Here is a 22677-nt window from a genome sequence, read left to right as displayed (position 1 = left end):
GGACCTGTTCGATGAACCGCAACGGCTGTTCTACCCACCGCGCCATCCTGGGGCCGCGAAGCGGCACCCGGGATGACGATGGAGGATCAAAGCACGGTCGCGCACGTCGAACAGGCTCTTGGTCATGCCCTGTCACGCCCCCTCCCTTATCCTGATCTCCGTCTGCTTCACGGTAGTCGTCCGGGAAAGGGGCGAGGGCTTCGTCATTCTCGACATCAACGCCACGGCGGAGGACGCCCGATGACCTCGCAACCCCGCACCCTCTTCGACAAGGTCTGGGACGCCCACGTCATGGCGACCCGCCCCGACGGCCAGGCGCTCCTCGCCATCGATCGCCACCTGCTGCACGAGGGCTCGTTCCACGCCTTCGGCATGCTCGACCATGCCGGCCGCCAGATCCGCCGGCCGGAGCTGACCTTCGCGGTGGCCGACCACTACGTCCCCTCCCGCGACCGCGACGGGCCGATCCCCGATCCCGAGATCGCCAACATGGTCTCGACGCTCGCCGACAATGCCGGCCGGCACCGCATCCGGCATTTCGGCCTCGACGACCGCCAGCAGGGCATCGTCCACGTTCTCGCCCCCGAGCAGGGCCTGACGCTGCCGGGCCTCACGATCGTCTGCGGCGATTCCCACACCTCGACCCACGGCGCCTTCGGGGCGCTGGGCTTCGGCATCGGGGCGACGGAAGTGGCGCACGTGCTGGCGACGCAGGCCCTGTGGCAGCGCCGGCCCAAGACCCTGCGGGTCACCATCGACGGGGTGCTCGGCCCCCACGTCACCGCCAAGGACGTGATTTTAGCGATCATCGCGGTCATCGGGGCCGGCGGCGCGGTCGGGCACGTGCTCGAATATGCCGGCAGCGCCATCCGCGGCCTGTCGATGGAGGGGCGGCTCACCATCTGCAACATGTCGATCGAGGCCGGGGCGCGAGCCGGGATGATCGCGCCGGACGACACCACCTTCGCGTTCCTGGAGGAGCGCCCCTACGCCCCGAAGGGCGCGCTGTTCGATCAGGCGGTGGCGGCCTGGCGTCGTCTCCCGAGCGACGCGGGCGCCCGGTTCGACCGCGAGGTGACGCTCGATGCGGGCGCCATCGCCCCGACCGTGACCTGGGGCACCAGCCCCGAGACCGCGCTTCCCGTCACCGCCGCGGTGCCGGATCCGGGCGCGGAAACCGATCCCACCAAGGCCGGGCAGATGCGGGCGATGCTCGACTATATGGGCCTCACGCCGGGCATGCCGCTCGAAGAGGTCGCGATCGACCGGGTGTTCATCGGCTCCTGCACCAATTCGCGGATCGAGGACCTTCGCGCCGCCGCGACCGTGCTGCGCGGCCGGACGGCGGCGGTGCCGGGCCTCGTCGTGCCGGGCTCCGGCCCGGTGCGGCGCCAGGCCGAATCGGAAGGGCTCGACCGGGTGTTTCGCGACGCCGGCCTCGAATGGGGCGAGCCGGGCTGCTCGATGTGCGTCGGCATCAACGGCGACCTCGTGCCGGCGGGCGAGCGCTGCGCCTCGACCACCAACCGCAACTTCCCGGGCCGCCAGGGCCCGAACGCCCGTACCCACCTGATGAGCCCGGCCATGGCGGCGGCGGCCGCCGTCACCGGCCGCCTCACCGATATCCGCCGCCTCGGGAGAAGCTGAGATGCAGCCCTTCACGACCCTCCAGGCCGTCGCGGTGCCCCTCGACGTCGCCAACGTCGACACCGACCAGATCCTGCCGGCCCGCTTCCTCAAGAAGCCGAGGAGCGCCGGCTACGGCAATTTCCTGTTCCACGACGAGCGCCGCCGCAGCGAGGCCTATCCCCTCGACGCGCCCGCCTATGCCGGGGCGGGAATCCTGGTCGCCGACCGCAACTTCGGCTGCGGCTCCTCGCGCGAGGGCGCGGTCTACGCACTGGTCGATGGCGGCATCCGCTGCGTGATCGCCCCGAGCTTCGGCGACATCTTCGCATCGAACGCGGCCAAGAACGGCCTCCTGACCGTGACCCTGCCCGAGGCGGCGGTCGCGGCCTTGCGCGCGCGCTTGGCCGCCGCGCCGGGCGCCGCGCTCACGGTCGACCTGCCGGCCCAGACCGTGACCGACCCGGACGGCGCGGCGGTATCGTTCGAGATCGATCCGTTCAAGAAGCGCTGTCTCGTCGAGGGGCTCGACGACGTGGCGCTGACGCTCGAACACGCCGAGGCCATCGCGGCCTTCGAGGCCCGGGTGGCGGCCGAGCAGCCGTGGCGGGTGCCGTCCATCGCCGGATGATCCGGCCAGGGAGCAAGCCATGCACCCACGCGATGGCTCGCTCGCGCTTTGATGCAATATTCGATCAGCATCTTGTGATCGAAGTCTCTCCCGCTACACTACCCCTCCGAGCCGCGACGCCATCAATCAAACAGCGGCCGGAAGAGGGAACGTCATGCTGGAATGCGCATCCGTCGCCAGGCGGCGGCTCGTCCGCGCGTTGCTTGGCTCAACGGTTCTGTTGGCCGCCAATGCCTCGCTCTCGACCGCTCAAGCCGCCGACCCGATCCGCATCGCGGTGATCGCGGAGGCGCAGGCCATCGCCGGGGCCTCGATTCCCCAGGCTGCCCAGCTCGCCGCCGACGAGATCAACGCCAAGGGCGGGATGGACGGCCGCAAGATCGAGATCATCACCTACGACAACAAGAGCTCGGCCGCGGATTCCGTCCGCGCCTTCCAGCGCGCGGCGAGCGAGGACAAGGCCCACGTGGTCATCGCCAGCTACATCAGCGAGGTGGTGCTGGCGCTCCAGCCCTGGTCGGCCCGGCTCAAATTGCCCTTCATCACCCCCGGCGCGGCCTCGAACGAGATCCCGCTCAACGTCCACAAGGACTACGCCCGTAACAAGTATTCCTTCCACGGCTACCTGACCTCGAAGGCGCAGTCCCAGGCCGTCTGCGACGCCGCCAAGGCGATCCTGGTCGAGGGGCGGCAGATGAAGACCGCAATCATCATGAGCGAGGACGCGGCGTGGACGAAGCCGCTCGACGAGGGCTACAAGGAATGCCTGCCGAAGGTCGGCCTCAAGGTGCTCGACCATATCCGGTTCTCGCCGAGCACCACCGACTTCAACCCGATCTTCAGCCGCATCGAGGGCGCCAAGCCCGACGTGATCGTCACCGGCATCTCGCATGTCGGCGTGCAGCCGACGGTGCAGTGGCGCAGCCAGCAGGTGCCGATCCCGATGGTCGGCATCGCCTCGCAGGCGACCAACGCCACCTTCTGGAAGGAGACGAACGGCGCGACGGAAGGCGTGCTGTTCGAGATGTTCGCCGCGCCCGGCACCAACGTGACGCCGAAGACCGCCCCCTTCGCGGAAGCCTTCAAGGCGAAGTACGGCAACTATCCGGGATACGCCGGCTACACGGCGTATGACGAGGTCTACTACATCGCCGATGCGGTGAAGCGGGCGGGCTCGACCGACCCCGACAAGCTCGTCGATGCGCTCGAGAAGACCGACTGGGAGGGTACCCTCGGGCGCATCCAGTTCTACGGCAAGGACGACGAGTTCACCCACTCGATCAAGTATGGCGCCGGCCTCGTGTCGGGCATGATGATGCAGTGGCAGGACGGGAAGCAGCTGGCGGTCTGGCCTCCGAGCGTCGCCAATGGAAAGATGACCTTTCCGAGCTTCGTCAAGGCCGGGACGGCGGCGAACTAAACGCCTCCATTGATCGATCCTGATCCAGCCGACGCGGGATCCCCTCTCCCACACGGGCGAGCGGATTCGCACCTCTCCTCAGAGAGCTAACCCTCTGTAAAGGTGCGCGCTTTCCCCTCCCCCTTGTGGGGAGGGGTTAGGGGTGGGGGTGGTGCCGCGTAGAGCGCAAGCTTCATCCGGCACCACCCCCAACCTCCAACTCCTCCCCACAAGGGGGAGGAGAGGCGCGCTACCTTCAAAGGGAGAAGCGTTCAAACCGAGATGTGCGACCACGCTAGCCCAAACGGGAGAGGGGAGATCTCGCGCGCGCCTCGCCCCCTCATCTTTCCCGCGAGCCCCATGACCGCGATCCAGATCCTCATCGACGGCTTCGCCATCTCGGCGCTCTACGCGCTCGGCGCCACCGGCTTCACCCTCATCTTCGGCGTCTCAGGCGTGCTCAACCTCTCGCACGGGGCGCTGATGGTCACCGCCGCCGTGATCGCCTGGGCGGCCTCCAGCGAGTTCGGCCTCGGATCTTACGCGGGTGCGGCCGCCGGCATCGTCGTCTGCACCGGGCTCACCCTCGCCACCTACGGCGTCGTGGTGCGCCCCATCGACAAGTCCCGTGCGATCCCGCCGGAGGAGAAGGAGATCTTCATCCTCACCGGCACCCTGCTCTGGGGCATCATGATCCAGGAGTTCATCGCCTACCTGTTCACCAGCAACGCCAAGACGGTGATGCCGATCGTCGAGGGCGTGGTGACCATCGCGGGCGTGCGCACGCCGTGGAACCAGGTCTTCACCGCGGTGGTGTGCTGGGCGACAATCGGATTGCTGTGGCTGCTCGTGAACCGCACCCGCACCGGCAAGGTCCTGCTCGCGGCCTCCATGAACCCGCGCGGCGTGACGCTCCTCGGATTCGAGCTGTCGAAGATCTACGTGGCGATCTGGCTCATCTACGGCGTGCTCGCGGGCATCGCCGGGGTGCTGCTCGGCCAGTTCCTGGGCGTGTCGAGCTACAGCGTCGGCCCGCTCACCGCGAGCGCCTTCTCGATCGTCGTTCTGGGGGGCTTAGGCAGCGTCTCGGGCTCGCTGATCGCCGCCTACGTCGTCGGCTACCTCGAGACGCTGACCGCCTATCTCGTCTCCCCGGCCTACCGGACCATCCCCGCGCTGCTGCTCCTCGTCGCCGTGATGTATGTCCGGCCGCAAGGCCTCCTCGGGCGCCGCTGACCCCGGCCCCCCGCGTCATCCGAAGAAGAGGCCTGAATGTTCGCCAAGACTCTTCGCAATCCGCTGTTCTGGCTCTGCCTGATCGGCCTCGCGCTCGCCAGCGTGCTGCCGCTCTGGGTCTCGGGCTACATCCTCGGGCTCCTCACCGTCGCGTACTATTTCGGCGTGTTCTCGATGGCCTGGGACCTGCTGTTCGGCTTTGCCGGCGAGGTCAATTTCGGCCCGACCTTCCTGATCGGGCTCGGGGCCTACACCGCCGGCATCCTCAACGGCCACGGGGTCGGCATCCCGCTCTGCCTCTTGGCCGGCACCGTCGCGGCGGTGATCGGCGGCCTCGTCCTGGCCCTTCCCGCGCTGCGGGTGCGGGGCCCGTATTTCGGCCTCACCACCGTCGTGGCGGTTCTGATCCTGCAGAACCTGATCGTGGTCTTCGCCGACACCACCGGCGGCGAGATCGGCCTCACCGTGCCCGACGTCATCAGCATCGACGCCGCGACGAATTACTGGATCGCGCTCGGCTTCATGGGGGTGAGCGGGCTCGTCCTCTACGCCATCGCGGTCTCGCCGGTGGGGCTGATCCTCCAGGCGAGCGGGCAGGACCCGGTCGAGGCCGGCGCGCTCGGCTTCAACGTCGCCAAGCACAAGCTCGCGGCGTTCTGCGTGAGCGCGGTGTTTTCGGGGCTCGCGGGCGCGTTGTTCGTCTTCTACATGGGCACCGCCTCGGTCGGCACGCTGGTCGACGTCTCGGTCGGCGTCCAGGTCATCATCGGGGCGGTGCTCGGCGGGCGGCGCACCATCGTGGGCGGCGTACTCGGCGCGGTGTTCCTGATCGCCGCCGGCGAGTTGCTGCGGCCGCTCGGCTCGCTCTCGACCTTCGTGGTCTCGGCCGCCGCGCTCGCCGTTATCCTGTTCGTGCCGTCGGGCCTCCTCGGGATCCTCACCCGGCAGGGACGCCACGCCTGATGGCCTCCGCTCCTCGCGTCACAAGGGTTGCGTTATGAGCGTTGCGTCCACGAGTGCTGCGTCCATAGGTGCGGCCAGCCCCGCCCCATCCCCCCTGCCCTCCGCCGCGGGCGCCGTGCCCGACGGAGCTCCGCCGCTCCTCGCGGTCGAGGGGCTGACCAAGCGCTACGGCGGCCTCGTCGCGGCGAAATCGATCGGCTTCACGGTGCGGGCCGGCGAGATCGTCGGGCTGATCGGGCCGAACGGCTCGGGCAAGTCGACGGTGATGAAGCTAATCATGGGGCTGGAGCGCCCGAATGGCGGCAGCATCCGGCTCGACGGCACCGAGATCGCCGGCTGGCCATCGCACAAGGTGGCGCGGGCCGGCATCGGCCTCGTCTTCCAGCATTCGCGGCCGCTGCACCGCCAGACCGTCTTGGAAAACATCAAGCTCGCGCTCCTGCCCGACAGCCTGGTGCGGCTCTTCGCCGATGCCGGCGTCGAGAAGCGGGCACGCGCCATCGCCGAGCGGGTAGGTCTCGGGGCCGTCATGGACCGGCGCCCCGGCACCCTGCCCTTCGCCGACCTGCGCCGGATGGAACTCGCCAAGGCGATCGCCCGCGACCCCAAGGTGGTGCTGGTCGACGAGCCCTTCGCGGGCCTCACCTCCGGCGAGGTCGCGGATTTCTCCGCCCTGATCCGCGGCTTTCGCGACGAGGGCAAGGCGGTGCTCCTCGTCGACCACAACGTGAAGAGCGTCTCGGCCCTCGTCGACCGGGTCTTCGCGATGTATCTCGGCGAGCGCGTCGCCGAGGGCAGTGCCGCCGAGGTGATGCGCGACGAGACCGTGCGCCGGGTCTATCTCGGCGGCAGCATCGAGACCGCTTCGCGGCCCGAGGCCACCTTCTCCGGCCGGCCCCTGCTCCAGGTCGAGGGGCTCGACGTGCTCTACGGCAAGGCGCAGGCCCTGCGCGGCGTCGGCCTCCACGTGCACGAGGGCGAGTTCGTCTCAGTGGTCGGCCTCAACGGCGCCGGCAAGACCACCCTGTTCAACGCGATCTCCGGCTTCGTCCCGCATTCCGGACAGATCAGCTTCGCGGGGGAATCACTGGCGAAGCGCACGCCGGCGAGCATCGCCAAGGGCGGCATCGTCCAGGTGCCGGAGACCCGCGAATTGTTCGGCGAGATGAGCGTGCGCGAAAACCTCGATCTGGGCGGCCAGCACCTGCCCAAGGCCGAGAGCACACGCCAGCTCGACTGGCTGTTCGAGCTGTTTCCGATCCTCAAGAGCCGCGGCGGCCAGATGGCCCGCACGCTCTCGGGGGGAGAGCAGCAGATGCTCACCATCGCCCGCGCCCTGATGATGAAGCCGCGCCTGCTGATCCTCGACGAGCCGACGCTGGGCCTCGCCCCGGTGATCCTCGAACAGCTCTCGAAGGCGCTGGAGCGCCTGCGCCAGACCACGCCGATCACGGTGCTGCTCGGCGAGCAGAACGTCACCTTCGCCCTGCCCCACGCCGACCGGGTCTACGTGCTGGAGCATGCCCGCGTCGTCTGGGAGGGCCCGCCCGACCGCTTCGCCGCCGAGGCGGGGGCCGGCTATCTGTAGGGGGCCGGGACGGCCCGCGCTGGGCAATCCGAAAACCCTTGACTCGGGTTAAGGCGGCCGGAGACGAGCCATCGTATTCAAAGCAGAACAACCACCTCATGGAGGCGCGGGATGTCCTGCTACTACTTTCACTTTCAGGTGGGCAGCCGCCTCATCCGCGACACGCGTGGCGTCGAGCTCGCCGAGCCTGGCGAGATCATCAACTGCTCGGAGCATATCGCGGTCCTGCTGCGGCGGCGGGCCTGCCGCGAGCCGGAGTGGAAGGAGGCGATCATCCACGTCGAGGACAAGGAGCGCCGCTTCAGCCTGTTCCTGCCGATCGCGCGGTTCGCCGGGGCGATCCCGCGCCTGCAGGCCTGAGGGGAGAACGTCGCGCAACCTCGGCGGCGGGCCTCCCACCGCTGCCTGGATCTGCGCCGGCGCCGCGCGGCCGTCCCGACGATGGCGGGCGCCCCCCCGGACGGTTCCCCGAGCGCCGCCCGGGGCGAACCCGCCTCAGCCGTAGGCCGCCAGCATCCGGGTCTGGCCCGGCTCGGCCACCGTGATGCCCGCACCCGTATACTCGTTGAGCTTGTTGCGCAGGGTGCGGATCGAGATCCCCAGGATCTTGGCGGCGTGGGTGCGGTTGCCGAGGCAGTGGTCGAGGGTGTCGAGGATCAGGTCGCGCTCGACGTCGGCCAGCGAGCGGCCGACGAAGCCCCGCGTCACGGCCTCGGCGGCCTGGACCGCCCGCGCGGCGGCGCCCGCCCCGGTCGCGCCGGTCGAGAGGGCGTCGCCCTCGGGCGAGCGGATCGCGTCGGCGTCGATCTCGGGGCCGCTCGCCAGCAGCACCGCCCGGTGCAGGGTGTTTTCCAGCTCGCGGACGTTGCCGGGCCAGGGGCTCTGGGTGACGAGCCGGCGCGCCTCCGCGGAGAGCGGCCGGGCGGCGAGTCCGTTGGCCTCGGCGTACTTGCGCGCGAAGTGCTCGGCGAGCGCCAGGATGTCCGCCGGGCGGTCGCGCAGGGGCGGCAGGCGCAGGTTCACTACGTTGAGGCGGTAGAGCAGGTCCTCCCGGAAGGTGCCCTTGCGCGCCTCCTCGGCGAGGTTGCGGTTCGAGGTGGCGAGCACCCGGATGTCGACCTTCACCGGCTGGGTGCCGCCGACCCGGTCGATCACCCGCTCCTGCAGCGCCCGCAGGAGCTTGGCCTGGAGCCGGACGTCCATCTCGGAGATCTCGTCGAGGAGCAGCGTGCCGCCGCTCGCCTCCTCGAACCGGCCGATGCGTCGGGCCACCGCGCCGGTGAAGGCGCCCTTCTCGTGCCCGAAGAGCTCGGATTCGAGCAGCGCGTCGGGGATCGCCGCGCAGTTCACGCTGACGAAGGGCTTGTTGGCCCGGTTGGAGCGGGCGTGGACGTGGCGCGCCAGCACCTCCTTGCCGGTGCCGCTCTCGCCGGTGATCAGCACCGAGGCGTCGGAGCGCGCCACCTGCTCGGCGAGCTTGACCACGCGCTCCATCGACGGGTCGCCCCACACGAAGGAGCGGGCGTCCGACGCCACCGCCTCGAGCACCGCGGCGATCAGCTCGGGGTCGGGCGGCAGCGGGATGTATTCCTTGGCGCCGGCCCGGATCGCCGCCACCGCGGCGTTGGCGTCGGTGCCGGTGCCGCAGGCGACCACCGGGGTGCGGATGCGCTCGTCGGCGAGCGCCGTCACCAGCACCCGGACCGGCAGCGACACGTCGACCATGACGAGGTCGGCGCCCTTGGCGCGCAGCGCGTTGAGCCCCTGCTCGATCCCGTCGGCCTGGGTCACGGCGGCGCCGCGGCTCATGGCGATCCGGGAGGCGGTGATGAGTTCGCCGTTCAGGCGTCCGATGATCAGCAGCCGCATGGCGGGCACTCCGTGGCGTCTCGTGTCGGGCAGGATGGGGAGGGCGTCCTGCCTCAGCCGTCGACCTTGACGATCTCGGTCATCGTCACGCCGAGGCGCTCCTCGACCAGCACCACCTCGCCGCGGGCGACGAGGCGGTTGTTGACGAAGATGTCGATCGCCTCGCCGACCTTGCGGTCGAGCTCCAGCACCGTGCCGGGGCCCAGCCGCAGGAGGTCGCCGATCGGCATCCGCGACGAGCCGAGCACCGCCGAGACCATCACCGGCACGTCGAAGACCTGCTCGAGGTCGGCCGCCGACTTCGCCGCCACCGGCGCGTCGCGCATCGTGCTGGCCGCCGCGGTGTCGAAGGCGAGGTCGGCCTCGTTGAGCTGGGGCAGTCCGAGATCGTTGTCGGAGGACATCGGGGTTACCTTTTGGGGCGAAACCAGAACGGGAAGAGGTCCGGAAAGCGGAAGCAGGCGCCGGCGTCAGGCCGGCGCGAGGGCGGAGAGCACGGCCGCCTCGATGGCCGCGCGGTCGCGCACCACGCCGCCGTCGGCCCACTCGATGCGGGCGTCGCCCGGCGCGAGGCCCGGATCGCCGAGCACGATCAGGCGGCCCTCGTAGCCGCGCTCGCGGGCGAGCCGCGCGACCTGCCGCTCGGTCTCCTCGACGAGGTCGTCGTGGACCCGGATCGCCAGGTGGGGCACGCCGCGCAGGTGCTGGAGCGCGCGGCCCGCGGCCTCGGCGATCGCCGCGACCGGCTGGCTGTCGAGGGCGGCCCCGGCGATCTTGCGCCCGAGCGCCACGGCGAAGTCGAGGGCCTGGGCCTCGCGCGCGGCGTCGCGCTCGTCCGCCGCGGCGATCATGCCAACTGCTGCCGCCGCGACCCGGTTGAGGGCGTCGGCGAGGCGGGCCTGGACCTGCGCCTCGGCCTGGGCGCGGCCCTCCTGCAGGCCGCGGGCGAAGGCGGAGGCTTCCGACGCGGCGCGGGCCGAGGCCTCGGCCTCGGCCGCCGCCTGGGCCGCCGCGGCGCCCGGCGCGCCGGGATCCTCCCGCTGCGGCTTGCCGCCGGGGGGGCTGAAATCGGTGTCGAACAGGAAGCGCCTGATCTGGGCCATCAGTAGACCAGCTCCTCTTCGGCGCTGTTCTTGGCGATCATGATCTCGCCCTTCTCGGCCAGGTCCTTGGCGAGGTCGGTCATCTTCGACTGGGCCTCGTCGACGTCCTTGAGGCGGATCGGCCCGAGCGAGCCCATCTCGTCCTGCATGTTCTTGGCCGCGCGGCTCGACATGTTGGCGAAGAAGAAGTTGCGCACCGGGTCCGACGCGCCCTTGAGCGCGCGGGCCAGCACGTCGCGGTCGACGCTGCGCATCAGGGTCTGGACGCTGCCGGCATCGAGCTTCATCAGGTCGTCGAAGGTGAACATCAGCTGGCGGATCTTCTTCGCCGAGCCGCGGTTCGCCTGGTCGAGGGCGGTGAGGAACCGGATCTCGGTCTGGCGGTCGAAGGCGTTGAACACGTCGGCGAGCAGCTCGTGCGCGTCGCGCCGGGTGGTCTGGGCGATGGTCGAGACGAACTCGACCCGCAGGATCTCCTCGATGTGGCGCAGGGCCTCCTTCTGCACCGTCTCCATCCGCAGCATCCGGTTGAGGACGTCGATGGCGAAGTCCTCCGGCAGGATGGTCAGCACCCGGGCGGCGTAGTCGGAGCGCACCCGCGACAGGATCACCGCGACGGTCTGCGGGTACTCGTTGCGCAGGAACGAGGCCAGGATCTCGGGGTCGATCTGGGTCAGGCTGGCCCAGACCCGGCGACCCGACGCGCCCTTCACCTCCGCCATGATCACCGAGACCTGCTCGGGCGGGAAGATCTTCAGGAGCAGCGACTCGGTGCGCTCGAAGCTCGAGGTGATGCCGCCGCTCGCCGAGAGCCGCGACACGAAGTCGATGATCAGGTGCTCGACCACGTCCGCCTCGAGCGAGCCGAGCTGGACCATGGCGTGCGAGACCTTCTTGATCTCGTCCTCCTCCAGCATGCGCCAGATCGGCGCGCCGTCCTCGTCGCCGAGCAGGAGCAGCAGCGCGGCGGCGCGCTGGGTGCCGGGCATCTCGGCGTAGCCCGCGGCCCCGGCGGTCGGGAGGGTGATCGGCATCGGGGTCGCGGCCATGACGTTCGGTCGTCCTCGGTCGAATCGGGGGCGCGAAGGCGGGCGGCCGCGGCGCGGCGGCCCTCGCGGGGCGGGTCAGCGGTCGTCGGTCCGGATCCGCGTCAGCGGTCGTTGATCCAGGTACGCAGCACCTCGACGGTCTCGGTCGGGTTGGACTTCACCACGTCGACCACGCGCTCGACGGTCTGGGCCTGGATCTTGCCGTTGATCTTGGCGAACTCGACGAGGCGGCCGGCCTGGCTCTCGGGGATCGCGATCTCGGCCGGCATGGCGGCCTTGGCCGTCCCGCCCTCCACCGCCATCACGCGGCCGCTGGCATCGGTGAGCACCGTCACCTGGCCCATGGCGAGCGCCGGGGTCTCGGCGGCGACGACCTTCGCCACCAGCGGGCGGACCACGGTCATCACCACGACGAGGCCGAGAAGGAAGAGGACCGTCATCTCGGCGACGCGCAGCACGTCCTCCTTGGTCGGCTGCAGCAGCGAGGCGAGGAGGCCGGCCTCCTGCAGCTCGGGCACCGCCGGGGTGTCGGCGAAGCGCAGGTTCACCACCTCGACCTGGTCGCCGCGGGCCTTGTCGTAGCCCACCGCGGTGCGCACCAGCGCGGTCAGGCGCTCGAGCTCGGGGGCGGGCCGCGGGGTGTAGGCCGCCTTCCCGTCCGGCCCCGCCGCGTAGGTGCCGTCGACCAGCACCGCCACCGACAGGCGCTTGACCCGGCCGCCCTCGTTCACCTCGGTGCGGGTGACCCGGGAGATCTCGTAGTTCGTGGTCTCCTCGTTCTTGTTCGAGGCCTCGCGCGGGCCCTGGTTCTGCTGGCCCTGGTTGGCGCCCGGCAACTCGTTGCCAACGGTGACGCCGTTCTCGTTGCTCTGCGTCTGCTGGGTCTCGGTGCGGGTCTGGGTCGAGCGCACGACGCGGCTCTCGGGGTCGAAGGTCTCCGAGCGGCTCTCGATCCGGTTGGCGTCGAGCTCGGCTGTGACCTGGACCCGGGCGCGGCCGGAGCCGACGATGCCGGCGACGATCTCCTCGACCTGGTTGCGCAGGCGCCGCTCGAGGCCGGTCTGGCGCTCCTCGAGGCCGATCCCCGCCTGGTCCTCGGCGCCCCGGGCGCCGTCGGCGAGGAGCCGCCCGCGCTCGTCGACGATCGAGATGCGCTCGGGCTTCAGGCCCTCGACCGCCGAGGCGACGAGGTGGCGCACCGCCCGGACCTGGCCCGGATCGAGGTCGCCGGCGAGCCGCACCACGATCGCGGCGCTCGGCGCCTCGCGGTCGCGGGAGAACAGCCGCTTCTCGGGCAGGACGAGGTGGACGCGCGCCGCCTGGACCCGGCCGATCGCCCGGATCGAGCGGGCGAGCTCGCCCTCGAGCGCCCGCAGGTGGTTGACGTTCTGGACGAAGCTCGTCGACGAGAAGGCGTCGCCCTTGTCGAAGATCTCGTAGCCGATGCCGCCGGCGCTCGGCAGGCCCTTGGCGGCGAGGTCCATGCGCAGCCGGGCGAGGTCGGCGCGGGGCGCCATCACGGTCTGGCCGGCATCGCCCCGGGTCTCGTAGCGGATGCCCCGGGCCTCGAGGTCGCGCACCACGGCGCCGGCATCCTGCACCGAGAGCTCGGTGTAGAGCACGCCCATCTCGGGGCGCGAGACCCGCAGGATGACGAAAGCGAAGAAGCCGACGAGCGCGAGGGTCACCGCCCCCATCGCGGCGAGGCGCGAGGGCCCCAGCTTCGCTACCAGATCGAAGACCGGCTTCACGACGTCACGCACCCGCCATCCGGAGCCGGAAGCGGCTCCAGGGCAAAATTTGCCGGGTCGTGGTTATGACTTGGTTAACGCGGCAGCAATTGACGTGCGCAGACCCGGGACGCCTGCGGCTTCGAGGCGAAGCCGGGCGTCCCGGGCGGGCCGATCAAACTGGGCCGGAGGCGCGGCCCGGGAGCCGGGCCGCGCACGGCATCGCGCGCCGGACCCCGGCGAACCGGGGGGCGGCGGACGATCCGGTCCTACTGGCGGTAATGCTGGATCCGGGTCGTGCGCAGGCCGGCCAGGCCGTGCTGCTCGATCGAAAACTGCCAGCTCAGGAATTCCTCGGTCGTCAGCGTGTATCGCTGGCAGGCCTCCTCGAGGCTCAGGAGACCGCCGCGGACGGCGGCCACCACCTCGGCCTTGCGCCGGATCACCCATCGGCGGGTATCGGTCGGGGGTAGGTCCGCGATGGTTAGCGGGCTTCCGTCCGGGCCGATGACGTACTTCGCCCTCGGGCGATGCGGTTCGGTCATGATACGCTCTACACTCGACTGACCTGTCGAGACCGAAGCTAGGGACCCGCGCTTAAGATTGGTTGAATCATTTCCCTCGCATGTGATTCGTAATCCACAGCAATCCACCGAATCAGTTGCTTGCGGTCCCACCGATCGCCTCGACGCTGCTGAGGGCCACGGTGCGGTCGCCGATGGTCAGGACCGGTTCGGCGCCGGAGACGTCCACGCTGGAGATCGTCCCGGAGATCTTGGTATCGACGGCGACGTTCGCCCCGGTGGCGTCGAGGGCCTGGATCTTCAGGGTGTACTTGCCGTCCGGGGCGAGCTGCCCTGTCGAGCTGCGCCCGTCCCAGGCGAAGCTCTGGCTGCCGGCGGCGAGCGCCTTGGTCTGGGTCGCCACGACGTTGCCCTTCGGGTCCGTGATCGTCAGGACCGCCTTGGCGGCGGCCCGCGCCGGGTCGAGGGTCCAGGTCGCCTTGCCCTCGGCGAGCGACGCGGTGGCGCCGTCCGCCGTCACGGTCTTGCCGATGAGGCCCGAGGCGGTCGCGGCCGCCGACGCCTTGCTGGCGGTGATCAGGTTGCCGAGCTGGTCGTTGGTCTTGAGCTGCTGCTCGACCGAGGCGAACTGCACCAGCTGCTGGGTGAACTGGTTGGTGTCGAGGGGATCGAGCGGGTTCTGGTTCTGCAGCTGGGTCGTCAGCAGGGTCAGGAACTGGTTGAAGTTCCCGGCGATCGTGCTGGCGTCGCTCGCGGTCTTGCCGGCGCTGGCGCCGGAGAGGCTGGTCAGGCTGCTGATGCCGGCGGTCATCGGGACCTCTCTCTGTCACGCATCATCGGGATGGTCTTCTTCAGATTCTCAGGTCGAGGGGCCGGGCGAGGCTGCGCGCCGGCGCGAGCGCCGCCTGCCGCTCCTCGGGCGCCTCGACGCCGGAGCGCTCGGACCCCGCCGGCCGCTCCGCCCGCTCGCGCTGCGGGTTCTGGCCGCCGTCGTCGCGCAGGGAGAAGCTGAGGGCGCCGTCGCCCGGGTTGAGCCCGGCCTGGGCCAGCGCCTGCTGCAGGCTGCCGGCGTCGCGCTGGAGCAGTGCCAGGGTCTCGGGCCGCTCCACCACCAGGTGCGCCTTCACGCCGTGCTCGCGGTCGATGTCGAGGCGCACGTCGATGCGCCCGAGCTCGATCGGGTCGAGGCGGATCTCGAAGCGGTTGGTGCCGGACAAGGCCCGCATGCCGACCGTCATCGGCACGGCGCTCAGCGGCGCCTGCACCGAGACCGCAGGTCGGCCCTGGGGCGCGTCCGCGGCGCCGGCGCCGGTTCCGGCCCGGGCATCGTTGGCCTTGGCGTCGACGGCTCCGGCGTCGATGCTTCGGGCGCCGATCCCGTCGGCGCCCATCCCGGCGATCCTCGCGCCGGCCTGCGCCGCCGACGGGTCGGGGACCGGCTGCCCAACCGCCGACCCGTCGCCCTCCCCGGTCTCGGCCCGGCGCTCCGTCGCCGGATCGGCGGCGACCGGGACGGCCGGCTTTCCCGCCGCCGCGATCCCGGCGTCGCTCGCCGCCGCGCCGGCTGCCGAGGCCCCCGGGGCCGCACCGGTGGCCGGGCTCGCCGGAGCCGTCGCGGCCAGGAGCGCCATCAGCGACCCGGGCGGGGCGTCGCCCGCCGCGTCCTCGCCGTCCTCCTCCGCCTCGTCGTCGGGATCGACCTCGGCGCCCGTATCCCCGGCCGCCGCGGCCGCATGCGCCGCCTCGGCCTGCGCCGCGGCCGTGGCCTGGGCGGGTGGACCGGAGGCGGCCTTGCGGGCCTGCGCCTGATCGGTGCGGTCGTCCTCGCGCCGCCCGGCGGGATCCGCCGCGCCGCCCCGGGCGGACGTCCTGCGGGCACGGGTCTCGTCTGCGCGAGAGTCCCGGACGCGAGATTCCTGGGCGCGGGCCTCCTGAGCGCGGGCCTCGTCGCGAACATCCTGGGCGCGGGACCGGGCCTGCGCCGCGGAGGCCTCGGTCCGCGAACGGTCGGGGGCATGGGCCTCGCCGCGATCCTGCTCGGCGCGGGCCCGCGATGCGGGGTCCGCCCGGTCGAGGCGGGACGCGCGGGCGGACCGGGCGGCCTCGTCGGCCGCCGGGCGGAACGGCTCGTGCGCGCTAGCCCGCACCGGCCGGGCCGGCTCGCGGCCCGCCACCCGTCCCCCCTCACTGGCTGCGCTGATCTGCATCGCCGACCTCAATGCCGGCCCGGTGGGCCGACCTCCTGGGATGGGACGGGAGCAAGCCGCCTGCCAGTCCGGGCGTAAGCGCAAGCCGCTGATATCGTGAGATAATTTTTGCAGCTGGGCCCGGTGGCGGCGGGCACCCGGTCGAAATCTGCCGGGGCCCCGGCAAGAACTGCCGCCCCGCAATGCCGGTGGGGCCTTACCCTGCCGCCCTGGCAGAACCCGGGCCGGATCGCTATAGACTCCCTCGCGCGCCGTGGACTGCTTCCCGGAGCGCCGTCCGAAACCCCGCGCATGGTCATGAACTCGCTCGATCTGCCCAAGGCCCCGGAAGAGACCCGCGTCGTCGTGGCGATGTCCGGGGGCGTCGATTCCTCCGTCGTCGCCGCGCTGCTGAAGCGCGAGGGCTACGACGTGGTCGGGATCACGCTGCAGCTCTACGACCACGGCGCGGCGACCCACCGCCGCGGCGCCTGCTGCGCCGGCCAGGACATCCACGACGCCCGCCGCGCCGCCGAGACGATCGGGATCCCGCACTACGTCCTCGACTACGAGGACCGCTTCCGCGAGGCGGTGATCGACCGCTTCGCCGACAGCTACCTCCAGGGCGAGACGCCGATTCCCTGCGTCGAGTGCAACCGCTCGATCAAGTTCCGCGACCTGCTCTCGACCGCCCGGGACCTCGGCGCCGACGTGCTGGCGACCGGCCACTACGTGGCGAGCCGGGCGCTGCCGGGCGGCGGCCGGGCGCTCCACCGCGCCCTCGATCCGGCCCGGGACCAGAGCTACTTCCTCTACGCGACCACGCCCGAGCAGCTCGACATCCTGCGCTTTCCGCTGGGCGAGCGGCCGAAGGACGAGACGCGGGCGCTGGCCAAGGAATTCGGCCTGTCGGTGGCCGACAAGCCCGACAGCCAGGACATCTGCTTCGTGCCCCAGGGGCGCTACCAGGACGTGATCGCCCGCCTGCGCCCCGACGCGGTGCGTCCGGGCGAGATCGTCCACCTCGACGGGCGCCGGCTCGGCCGCCACGACGGCATCATCGGCTTCACGGTCGGCCAGCGCCGCGGCCTCAACGTGGCGGCGGGCGAGCCGCTCTACGTCGTGCGCCTGGAGCCCGGCGAGGCCCGGGTGGTGGTCGGCCCGCGCGAGGCGCTCGCCACCTCGGTCGTGCGCCTCGCCGACCCGAACTGGCTCGGCGACGCGGCCCTCGAGACCGCCCGCGACCTGCCCGTCGCGGTGCGGGTCCGCTCCACCCGCGAGCCCCGCCCCGCCACCCTGACCTGGAACCCCGACACGTCCTGCGCCGAGGTCGCGCTGGCGACCCCCGAGGACGGGGTGTCGCCCGGCCAGGCCTGCGTCATCTACGCGGATGACGGCCCGCGGGCCCGGGTGCTGGGCGGCGGCACCATCCGGCGGGTCGAGGCGGAGAGCCTCGCCGCCGCCTAGGGCAGTGCCCCAGGCTGTTGATTTTGCCGCATTTTCCGCGACGGAGCGGTACCCGCTTCCTAGGAAGATGCTCTAGGACGATTTCCGAAGATTTCCTCGGGAAACCGTAGCACAAGCGCGCGCGTCACAGCCCGCGAGACGATCGACCTCGGAGACGATACCGACATGCTGAGCGAGCCGCGAGAGGCGGGGCCCACCACCGCCTTGATGCGCAAGGCCTATGCGCGCTGGGCGCCGGTCTACGACGTGGTCTACGACAAGCTCACCGAGCCGGCGGCGCGGGACGCGGTCCAGGCGGCGCTCGTCGGCGGGCGGCGCATCCTGGAGGCCGGCGTCGGCACCGGCCTGTCCCTGGGCTACTACCCGAAGGACGCGGAGGTCTACGGCGTCGACCTGTCGGAGGACATGCTCCGCCGCGCGAACCGCAAGGTGGCGCGGCGCGGCCTTACCCACGTCAAGGGCCTCCAGGTGATGGACGTCTGTCGCCTCGGCTACGCCGACGCGAGCTTCGACGCGGTGGTGGCGCAGTTCCTCATCACCCTGGTGCCGGACCCCGAAGGCGCCCTCGACGAGTTCCTGCGGGTGGTCCGCCCCGGCGGCATGATCGTGCTCGCCAACCATTTCGGCCAGGACAGCGGCACCATCGCGAAGGTCGAGGAGATCGTCGCGCCGCTCTGCGAGAAGATCGGCTGGAGCTCGGCCTTCAAGGCCGCCCGGATCGAAGCCTGGGCGAAGAGCCGCGGCGTGACCTTCCTCGGCGTGCGGCCGACCTTCCCGGGCGGGTTCTTCAAGATCCTGCGCATGCAGAAGGCCGGGTGAGCACGCCCCCCCGGCCCAACCGGGACCCGCCGCCCGATGCCCCGGAGGATGCCGGCCCCGAGGCGGTGGCGGCGCCGGCCTGGCGCGGCTGGCTGCGGGTGCTGCCCCTCGTCGCGCTGGTGGCGGTCTCGATCGGGCTCCTCGTCGGCGGGTTCACCCGCTGGTTCAGCCTCGACCAGCTGCTGGCCTCCCGGGCCTATGCCAAGGCCTGGGTCGCGGAGGGGTTCTGGCGCGCCTATGCCTGCGCCTACCTGGCTTACGTCGCCACGGTGATCGTGTCGCTGCCGGTCTCGGTGGTGATGACGACCCTGTGCGGCTTCCTGTTCGGCCCGGTGGCCGGCGCGCTGGTCTCGATCTCGGCCGCCACGACGGGCGCCGTCGTGGTGTTCTCGATCGGCCGCACCGCCGCCGGCGAGGTCCTGCTGCGCCGCGCCGGCTCGCGGCTCGGGCGCCTCGCCGAGGGGTTTCGCCGCGACGCGTTCTCGTACGTGATGGTCCTGCGGCTGCTGCCGGTCTTTCCGTTCTGGATGACCAACCTGGCGCCGGCGATCTTCGGGGTCAGGCTACGCACCTTCGCGCTCGCCACGCTCATCGGCATCAGCCCCGGCGCCTTCATCTACGCCTCGGCGGGTGCGGGGGTGGAGACCGTGGTGGCGGCCCATCAGGCGGCGAAGGAGGCCTGCCTCGTCGCCGGCGGCATCGCCTGCGACGCCGCCCTGTCGCTCCGGGCCATCGTCACGCCCCAGCTCGTCGCCACCCTGCTGGGTCTCGGCGCCCTGGCGCTCATGCCGGTCGCCTGGCGGCGCTGGCGCCGCAAGACGACCTGAACCGGGCGCTGGTGCCGCAAGATCGCTTGCATCAGGCGCTGTCTCGCCCCCGATTCGTTGGGTGACGACTGGATTTTCGGCAATCCGGGGATAGCTTCCGCCGGGCCCCGCCCCTCCGGCGACCGGGGCCCGGCCGGTGTGTTAGGCTCATGCGCGCCCGGGACGGAACGGCGCCGGTGAGCGGGAGGCGTCGGGACTGTGAGGGATGACGCGGCGAGGCAAGGTGGCATCCGGCGCCTCGCCGGCCGCATCGGCCTGTCCGGCCGCCTGCTGCTGCTCACGGTGGTGTTCGTCCTCATCGCCGAGGTGCTGATCTACGTCCCCAGCGTCGCGAGCTACCGGCGCGCCTGGCTCTCCGACCGGGTCGCCGCCGCCCAGGTCGCCGCCCTGGTGCTCGACGCCGCCCCCCAGCAAAGGGTTTCCGACGACCTCGCCCGGCGCCTGCTGATGGGCGTGGGCGCCCAGGCGATCGCGCTCAAGGCCGGCGGAGCGCGGCGCCTCCTCAACCTCACCCCGATGCCGCCGGAGGTGGGCGAGACCGTCGACCTGCGCGGAGCCGGCTGGTTCGAGGGCATCGGCGGCGCCTGGCGCACCCTGACGCGGGCGAGCCCCCTGCCCCTTCGGGTGATCGGCCACGGCATGGAGGGGGTCGACTTCGTCGAGCTCGTCCTCGATCCCGCGCCCCTGCGGCACGCGATGATCGCCTTCTCGGGCCGCATCCTCGCCGCCTCGCTGGTGATCTCCGGCATCACCGCTGGCCTCGTCTTCCTGGTGCTCCAGCTCTCGATCGTGCGGCCGGTGCGGCGGCTCGCCCGCAACATCGCGTCCTTCGCGGAGGATCCCGAGGACCTGTCGCGGCGCATCAGCCCGTCCTGGCGCAGCGACGAGATCGGCGCCGCCGAGACGGCGCTCGCCCGAATGGAGACGATCCTGTCGGGGGAGCTGCGCCAGAAGCGCCGGCTCGCCGATCTCGGCCTGTCGGTGAGCAAGATCAACCACGAGCTGCGCAACCTCCTGACCACCGCGCAGCTGCTCGTCGACCGGCTCGAGCACGTCGCCGATCCCGGCGTGCAGCGGGTGGCGCCGCGCCTCGTCGCGACCCTCGGCCGGGCGATCCGCTACTGCGAGGGCACGCTGGCCTACGGCCGCGCCGCCGAGCCTCCGGCGCAGCGGCGTCCGACGCCGCTGCGGCCGATCCTGCGCGACGCCCTCGACCTCGCCGGGCTGGCGCCGGGCGCCGCCATCACCATCGCCGACCGGACCCCCGAGGGGCTGACCGTCGACGCCGATCCCGATCAGCTGTCGCGGGTGCTGGTCAACCTCGTGCGCAACGCCGTCCAGGCGATCGGGCTCGCCGGCAGCGGCGACGGCCCTCCCGTGGTGGCGATCGAGGCCGGGCGCGCGGGTGCGACCGTCACGATCCTCGTCTCCGACAACGGCCCCGGCCTGCCGGAGCGGGCGCGCGCCCACCTGTTCGAGGCGTTCCAGGGCTCCGGCCGCTCCGGCGGCACGGGGCTCGGCCTCGCCATCGCGGCCGAGCTGGTGCGGCTCAACGGGGGTACGTTGAGCCTCGACGAGACCCGCAGCGGGGCGCGCTTCCGGATCGTCCTGACCGACCGGGAGGCGTGAGCGCGGCGGTTGCCAGCCCGCCCGCGCCGACGCATCGTTGCGTCATGTCCCTGCGCGTCCCCCTCTCCGCCGTCCGCTCCTTCGAGGCCGCGGCGCGCCGCCGCTCGTTCAAGGACGCGGCGGCGGAGCTGAACCTGACCGCGAGCGCCGTCAGCCACGCCATCCGCAAGATGGAGGCGTCCCTCGGCGTGACCCTGTTCGAGCGCCAGGGCCAGGGCGTGGTGCCGACCGCCGCCGGCGAGGCCCTGCTCGAGCATGTCGGCCGCGCCTTCGACGAGCTGCATCGCGGCCTCGACCTCGTGGCGGCGCGCGGGCCCCAGCTCCTGCGCCTGCACTGCGCGCCGAGCCTCGCGGCGCAGTGGCTGACTCCGCGCCTCGCCCGGTTCCTGGCCGCCAATCCGGGCTTCGAGGTCCGGCTCGCCGCCGGCATGGACTATGCCCGCTTCGTCGGCGACGAGTTCGACGCCGACATCGTCTACGGCCCGCCCCGGGGGGAGGGCCTGGTGAGCGTGCCGCTCTGCGCCGAGACGGTGATGCCGCTCTGCGACCCCGAGCGGGCGGCCAGAATCCGCCGGCCGGAGGACCTCCTCGACCAGGTGCTGATCCAGAGCGACAACAAGCAGGTGCGCTGGCCGCTCTGGTTCGCCCGCAACGGCCTGCCGGCGCCCCGGCCGCTGGGGGTGCGCTTCGACCGCAGCTTTCTCGCCATCGCGGCCGCCGCCGACGGGCTCGGCGTGGCCCTCGAATCGACCCTGCTCGCCGAGCGCGAGATCGCCAGCGGCCGCCTCGTCGCGCCCCTGCGCGGCCATTCGCAGGACGTGACCTACGTCGGCCACCACCTCGTCTATCCGGCGACCACCCGGCGGCGCGCCCCGCTGCGGGTCTTCGCCCGCTGGCTCGGGCAGGAGATGGGGATCGCGCTACCGGACGACCTCGCGTGATCCGCGCGACATCGTCCCGTCACCGCCGCGCCGTCGAGCCCCGGGCGATCAGCCGGCCGCTCAGCACCACCTTGCGCACCGGCTGGTCCGGGTGCTTCAGCCGGTCGAACAGCAGGTCCATCGCCTGGGCGCCGATCTCGGTCACCGGCTGCTCGATCACCGTCAGGCCGGGCTCAACCAGATCGGTCCAGGGCTCGTTGTCGAAGCCGGCGAGCGCGATCCCGCCGGGCCAGGGGATTCCGGCGGCGCGGGCGGCCCGTACCGCACCCATCAGGATCAGGCCGTTCGAGAGCACCAGGGCCTCGGGGCGGTCGGCCCCGGCGAGCCAGCGCGCCACCTCTTCTTCCGCCGGCTCGGCCTCCGGGAGCACGGTGCGGACCTGCGGCGCGAGGCCGTGCCGGCGCATCGCCGAGAGGTAGCCGTCGCGCCGCTCCTCGGCGGTCGAGCTCGTCGAGCCGAACAGGCCGCCGATGCGGGAAAACCCCTGCTCGACCAGGTGGTCGACCAGCAGGGCGCCGGCCGCGACGTTGTCGAGCACCACGCCGTCATGGCCGCCGGGCGGGCCGGTCCGGTCGATCAGCACCAGCGGGAACGGAAAATCCTCCGGCCGCAGCCGCTCGGCGGTGCGCCGCGTCGGCGCGAAGACGACGCCGGTGACCCGCTCCTCCTGCATCAGGCGCAGGTACAGCGCCTCGCGCTCGGCATCCTCGCCGGTGTTGCACAGGATCAGCCGCATCCCGGCCCGGTAGGCCGCGTCCTCGACCGCCCGGCTCACCGCGGTGAAGAACGGGTTGCGGATGTCGGCGACGATGAGCCCGATCGTCTGCGCCGATTGCGAGCGCAGGCGGCGGGCCGAGAGGTTCGGCCGGTAGCCGGTCGCCCGCACCGCCGCCTCGACCTGCTCGCGCAGGGCGTCGCTGACCGGGCCCTTGCCCAGGGCCCGCGACACGGTCGCGGTGGAAACCCCCGCCGCGCGGGCGACGTCACGGATGCCGACGGCCATGCTCTCGTAAACGTTTTCATACCGATCCGGCGATCGTGCCAGCCTACGGCGCGGCAAGCAAGTCCTTACGGCTCGAAACCAGCTCCG

Annotated in this window: 21 protein-coding genes; 12 read left to right on the top strand and 9 right to left on the bottom strand. The window is 71.8% G+C overall.

Annotated elements, in window-relative coordinates; all coding sequences use genetic code 11:
* Window positions 1-240: 240 nt before the first annotated feature.
* The 7 genes from leuC (at window position 241) to V3T34_RS09195 (ending at window position 7803) form a co-directional block, all read left to right on the top strand.
* The gene (gene leuC, locus V3T34_RS09225) at window positions 241-1647 is read left to right on the top strand and encodes a 3-isopropylmalate dehydratase large subunit (protein ID WP_305078116.1); all 1407 of its coding nucleotides are present in this window, start codon (window positions 241-243) and stop codon (window positions 1645-1647) included.
* 1 nt (window position 1648) lies between these two features.
* A complete protein-coding gene (leuD, locus tag V3T34_RS09220; protein WP_305078117.1) occupies window positions 1649-2257 on the top strand; it encodes a 3-isopropylmalate dehydratase small subunit in 609 nt (202 codons plus the stop codon).
* 154 nt (window positions 2258-2411) lie between these two features.
* Window positions 2412-3677, top strand: a complete 1266-nt coding sequence (locus tag V3T34_RS09215; RefSeq protein WP_305078118.1) for an ABC transporter substrate-binding protein — start codon at window positions 2412-2414, stop codon at window positions 3675-3677.
* Window positions 3678-4016: 339 nt separating this feature from the next.
* Window positions 4017-4892 carry a branched-chain amino acid ABC transporter permease gene (locus V3T34_RS09210; protein ID WP_060845721.1) on the top strand — a complete coding sequence of 292 codons (876 nt, stop codon included), beginning with the start codon at window positions 4017-4019 and terminating at the stop codon, window positions 4890-4892.
* 36 nt (window positions 4893-4928) lie between these two features.
* Entirely contained in the window at window positions 4929-5855 is a 927-nt protein-coding gene (locus tag V3T34_RS09205; RefSeq protein ID WP_060845720.1) for a branched-chain amino acid ABC transporter permease, read from the top strand.
* A 34-nt stretch (window positions 5856-5889) separates the two neighbouring features.
* Window positions 5890-7443 (top strand): ATP-binding cassette domain-containing protein, encoded by a 1554-nt coding sequence (locus tag V3T34_RS09200; RefSeq protein WP_407942686.1) that lies wholly within the window; start codon window positions 5890-5892, stop codon window positions 7441-7443.
* 111 nt (window positions 7444-7554) lie between these two features.
* Window positions 7555-7803, top strand: coding sequence for a DUF6894 family protein (locus tag V3T34_RS09195; RefSeq protein ID WP_060845718.1), 249 nt, complete (start codon window positions 7555-7557; stop codon window positions 7801-7803).
* 135 nt (window positions 7804-7938) lie between these two features.
* On the opposite strand, the gene flbD is transcribed toward V3T34_RS09195, so the two are convergent.
* From flbD to V3T34_RS09155, 8 genes are all read right to left on the bottom strand, one after another.
* Window positions 7939-9312: a sigma-54-dependent transcriptional regulator FlbD gene (flbD, locus tag V3T34_RS09190; protein ID WP_060845717.1), complete on the bottom strand. Its 1374-nt coding sequence runs from the start codon at window positions 9310-9312 to the stop codon at window positions 7939-7941.
* A 53-nt stretch (window positions 9313-9365) separates the two neighbouring features.
* On the bottom strand, window positions 9366-9716 hold the full coding sequence (gene fliN / locus V3T34_RS09185; protein WP_048425912.1) for a flagellar motor switch protein FliN: 351 nt from the start codon (window positions 9714-9716) through the stop codon (window positions 9366-9368).
* Window positions 9717-9782: 66 nt separating this feature from the next.
* Window positions 9783-10415 (bottom strand): FliH/SctL family protein, encoded by a 633-nt coding sequence (locus V3T34_RS09180; RefSeq protein ID WP_305078121.1) that lies wholly within the window; start codon window positions 10413-10415, stop codon window positions 9783-9785.
* On the bottom strand, window positions 10415-11464 hold the full coding sequence (gene fliG, locus V3T34_RS09175; RefSeq protein WP_048425914.1) for a flagellar motor switch protein FliG: 1050 nt from the start codon (window positions 11462-11464) through the stop codon (window positions 10415-10417). Before fliG ends, V3T34_RS09180 begins: the two co-directional genes overlap by 1 nt.
* Window positions 11465-11565: 101 nt before the next feature.
* Window positions 11566-13215: a flagellar basal-body MS-ring/collar protein FliF gene (fliF, locus tag V3T34_RS09170; protein WP_305078144.1), complete on the bottom strand. Its 1650-nt coding sequence runs from the start codon at window positions 13213-13215 to the stop codon at window positions 11566-11568.
* A 248-nt stretch (window positions 13216-13463) separates the two neighbouring features.
* On the bottom strand, window positions 13464-13739 hold the full coding sequence (sciP, locus tag V3T34_RS09165; protein WP_048425916.1) for a CtrA inhibitor SciP: 276 nt from the start codon (window positions 13737-13739) through the stop codon (window positions 13464-13466).
* 112 nt (window positions 13740-13851) lie between these two features.
* A complete protein-coding gene (locus V3T34_RS09160; RefSeq protein ID WP_060845715.1) occupies window positions 13852-14529 on the bottom strand; it encodes a flagellar hook assembly protein FlgD in 678 nt (225 codons plus the stop codon).
* A 40-nt stretch (window positions 14530-14569) separates the two neighbouring features.
* Complete coding sequence (locus tag V3T34_RS09155; RefSeq protein ID WP_305078122.1) at window positions 14570-15925, bottom strand: flagellar hook-length control protein FliK; 1356 nt, start codon at window positions 15923-15925, stop codon at window positions 14570-14572.
* Window positions 15926-16222: 297 nt separating this feature from the next.
* Between V3T34_RS09155 and mnmA the strand changes: the two genes are divergently transcribed.
* From mnmA to V3T34_RS09130, 5 genes are all read left to right on the top strand, one after another.
* Complete coding sequence (mnmA, locus tag V3T34_RS09150) at window positions 16223-17371, top strand: tRNA 2-thiouridine(34) synthase MnmA (protein WP_305078123.1); 1149 nt, start codon at window positions 16223-16225, stop codon at window positions 17369-17371.
* 165 nt (window positions 17372-17536) lie between these two features.
* Window positions 17537-18190 carry a class I SAM-dependent methyltransferase gene (locus V3T34_RS09145; RefSeq protein ID WP_091744724.1) on the top strand — a complete coding sequence of 218 codons (654 nt, stop codon included), beginning with the start codon at window positions 17537-17539 and terminating at the stop codon, window positions 18188-18190.
* Window positions 18187-19017 carry a TVP38/TMEM64 family protein gene (locus V3T34_RS09140; RefSeq protein ID WP_305078124.1) on the top strand — a complete coding sequence of 277 codons (831 nt, stop codon included), beginning with the start codon at window positions 18187-18189 and terminating at the stop codon, window positions 19015-19017. The genes V3T34_RS09145 and V3T34_RS09140 overlap by 4 nt, the downstream gene beginning before the upstream one ends.
* 198 nt (window positions 19018-19215) lie before the next feature.
* Window positions 19216-20646 (top strand): sensor histidine kinase, encoded by a 1431-nt coding sequence (locus tag V3T34_RS09135; RefSeq protein WP_305078125.1) that lies wholly within the window; start codon window positions 19216-19218, stop codon window positions 20644-20646.
* Between the two features lie 44 nt (window positions 20647-20690).
* A complete protein-coding gene (locus V3T34_RS09130; RefSeq protein ID WP_305078126.1) occupies window positions 20691-21587 on the top strand; it encodes a LysR substrate-binding domain-containing protein in 897 nt (298 codons plus the stop codon).
* 19 nt (window positions 21588-21606) lie between these two features.
* Here the strand turns inward: V3T34_RS09130 and V3T34_RS09125 are convergent, their stop codons facing one another.
* On the bottom strand, window positions 21607-22590 hold the full coding sequence (locus tag V3T34_RS09125; protein WP_060845709.1) for a LacI family DNA-binding transcriptional regulator: 984 nt from the start codon (window positions 22588-22590) through the stop codon (window positions 21607-21609).
* Window positions 22591-22677 lie beyond the last annotated feature (87 nt).

Source organism: Methylobacterium ajmalii (assembly GCF_036448855.1).
GTDB lineage: Bacteria > Pseudomonadota > Alphaproteobacteria > Rhizobiales > Beijerinckiaceae > Methylobacterium > Methylobacterium ajmalii.
The sequence above is the reverse complement of the archived record's forward strand: the minus strand, read 5'-3'. Positions and strand labels throughout refer to the sequence as shown.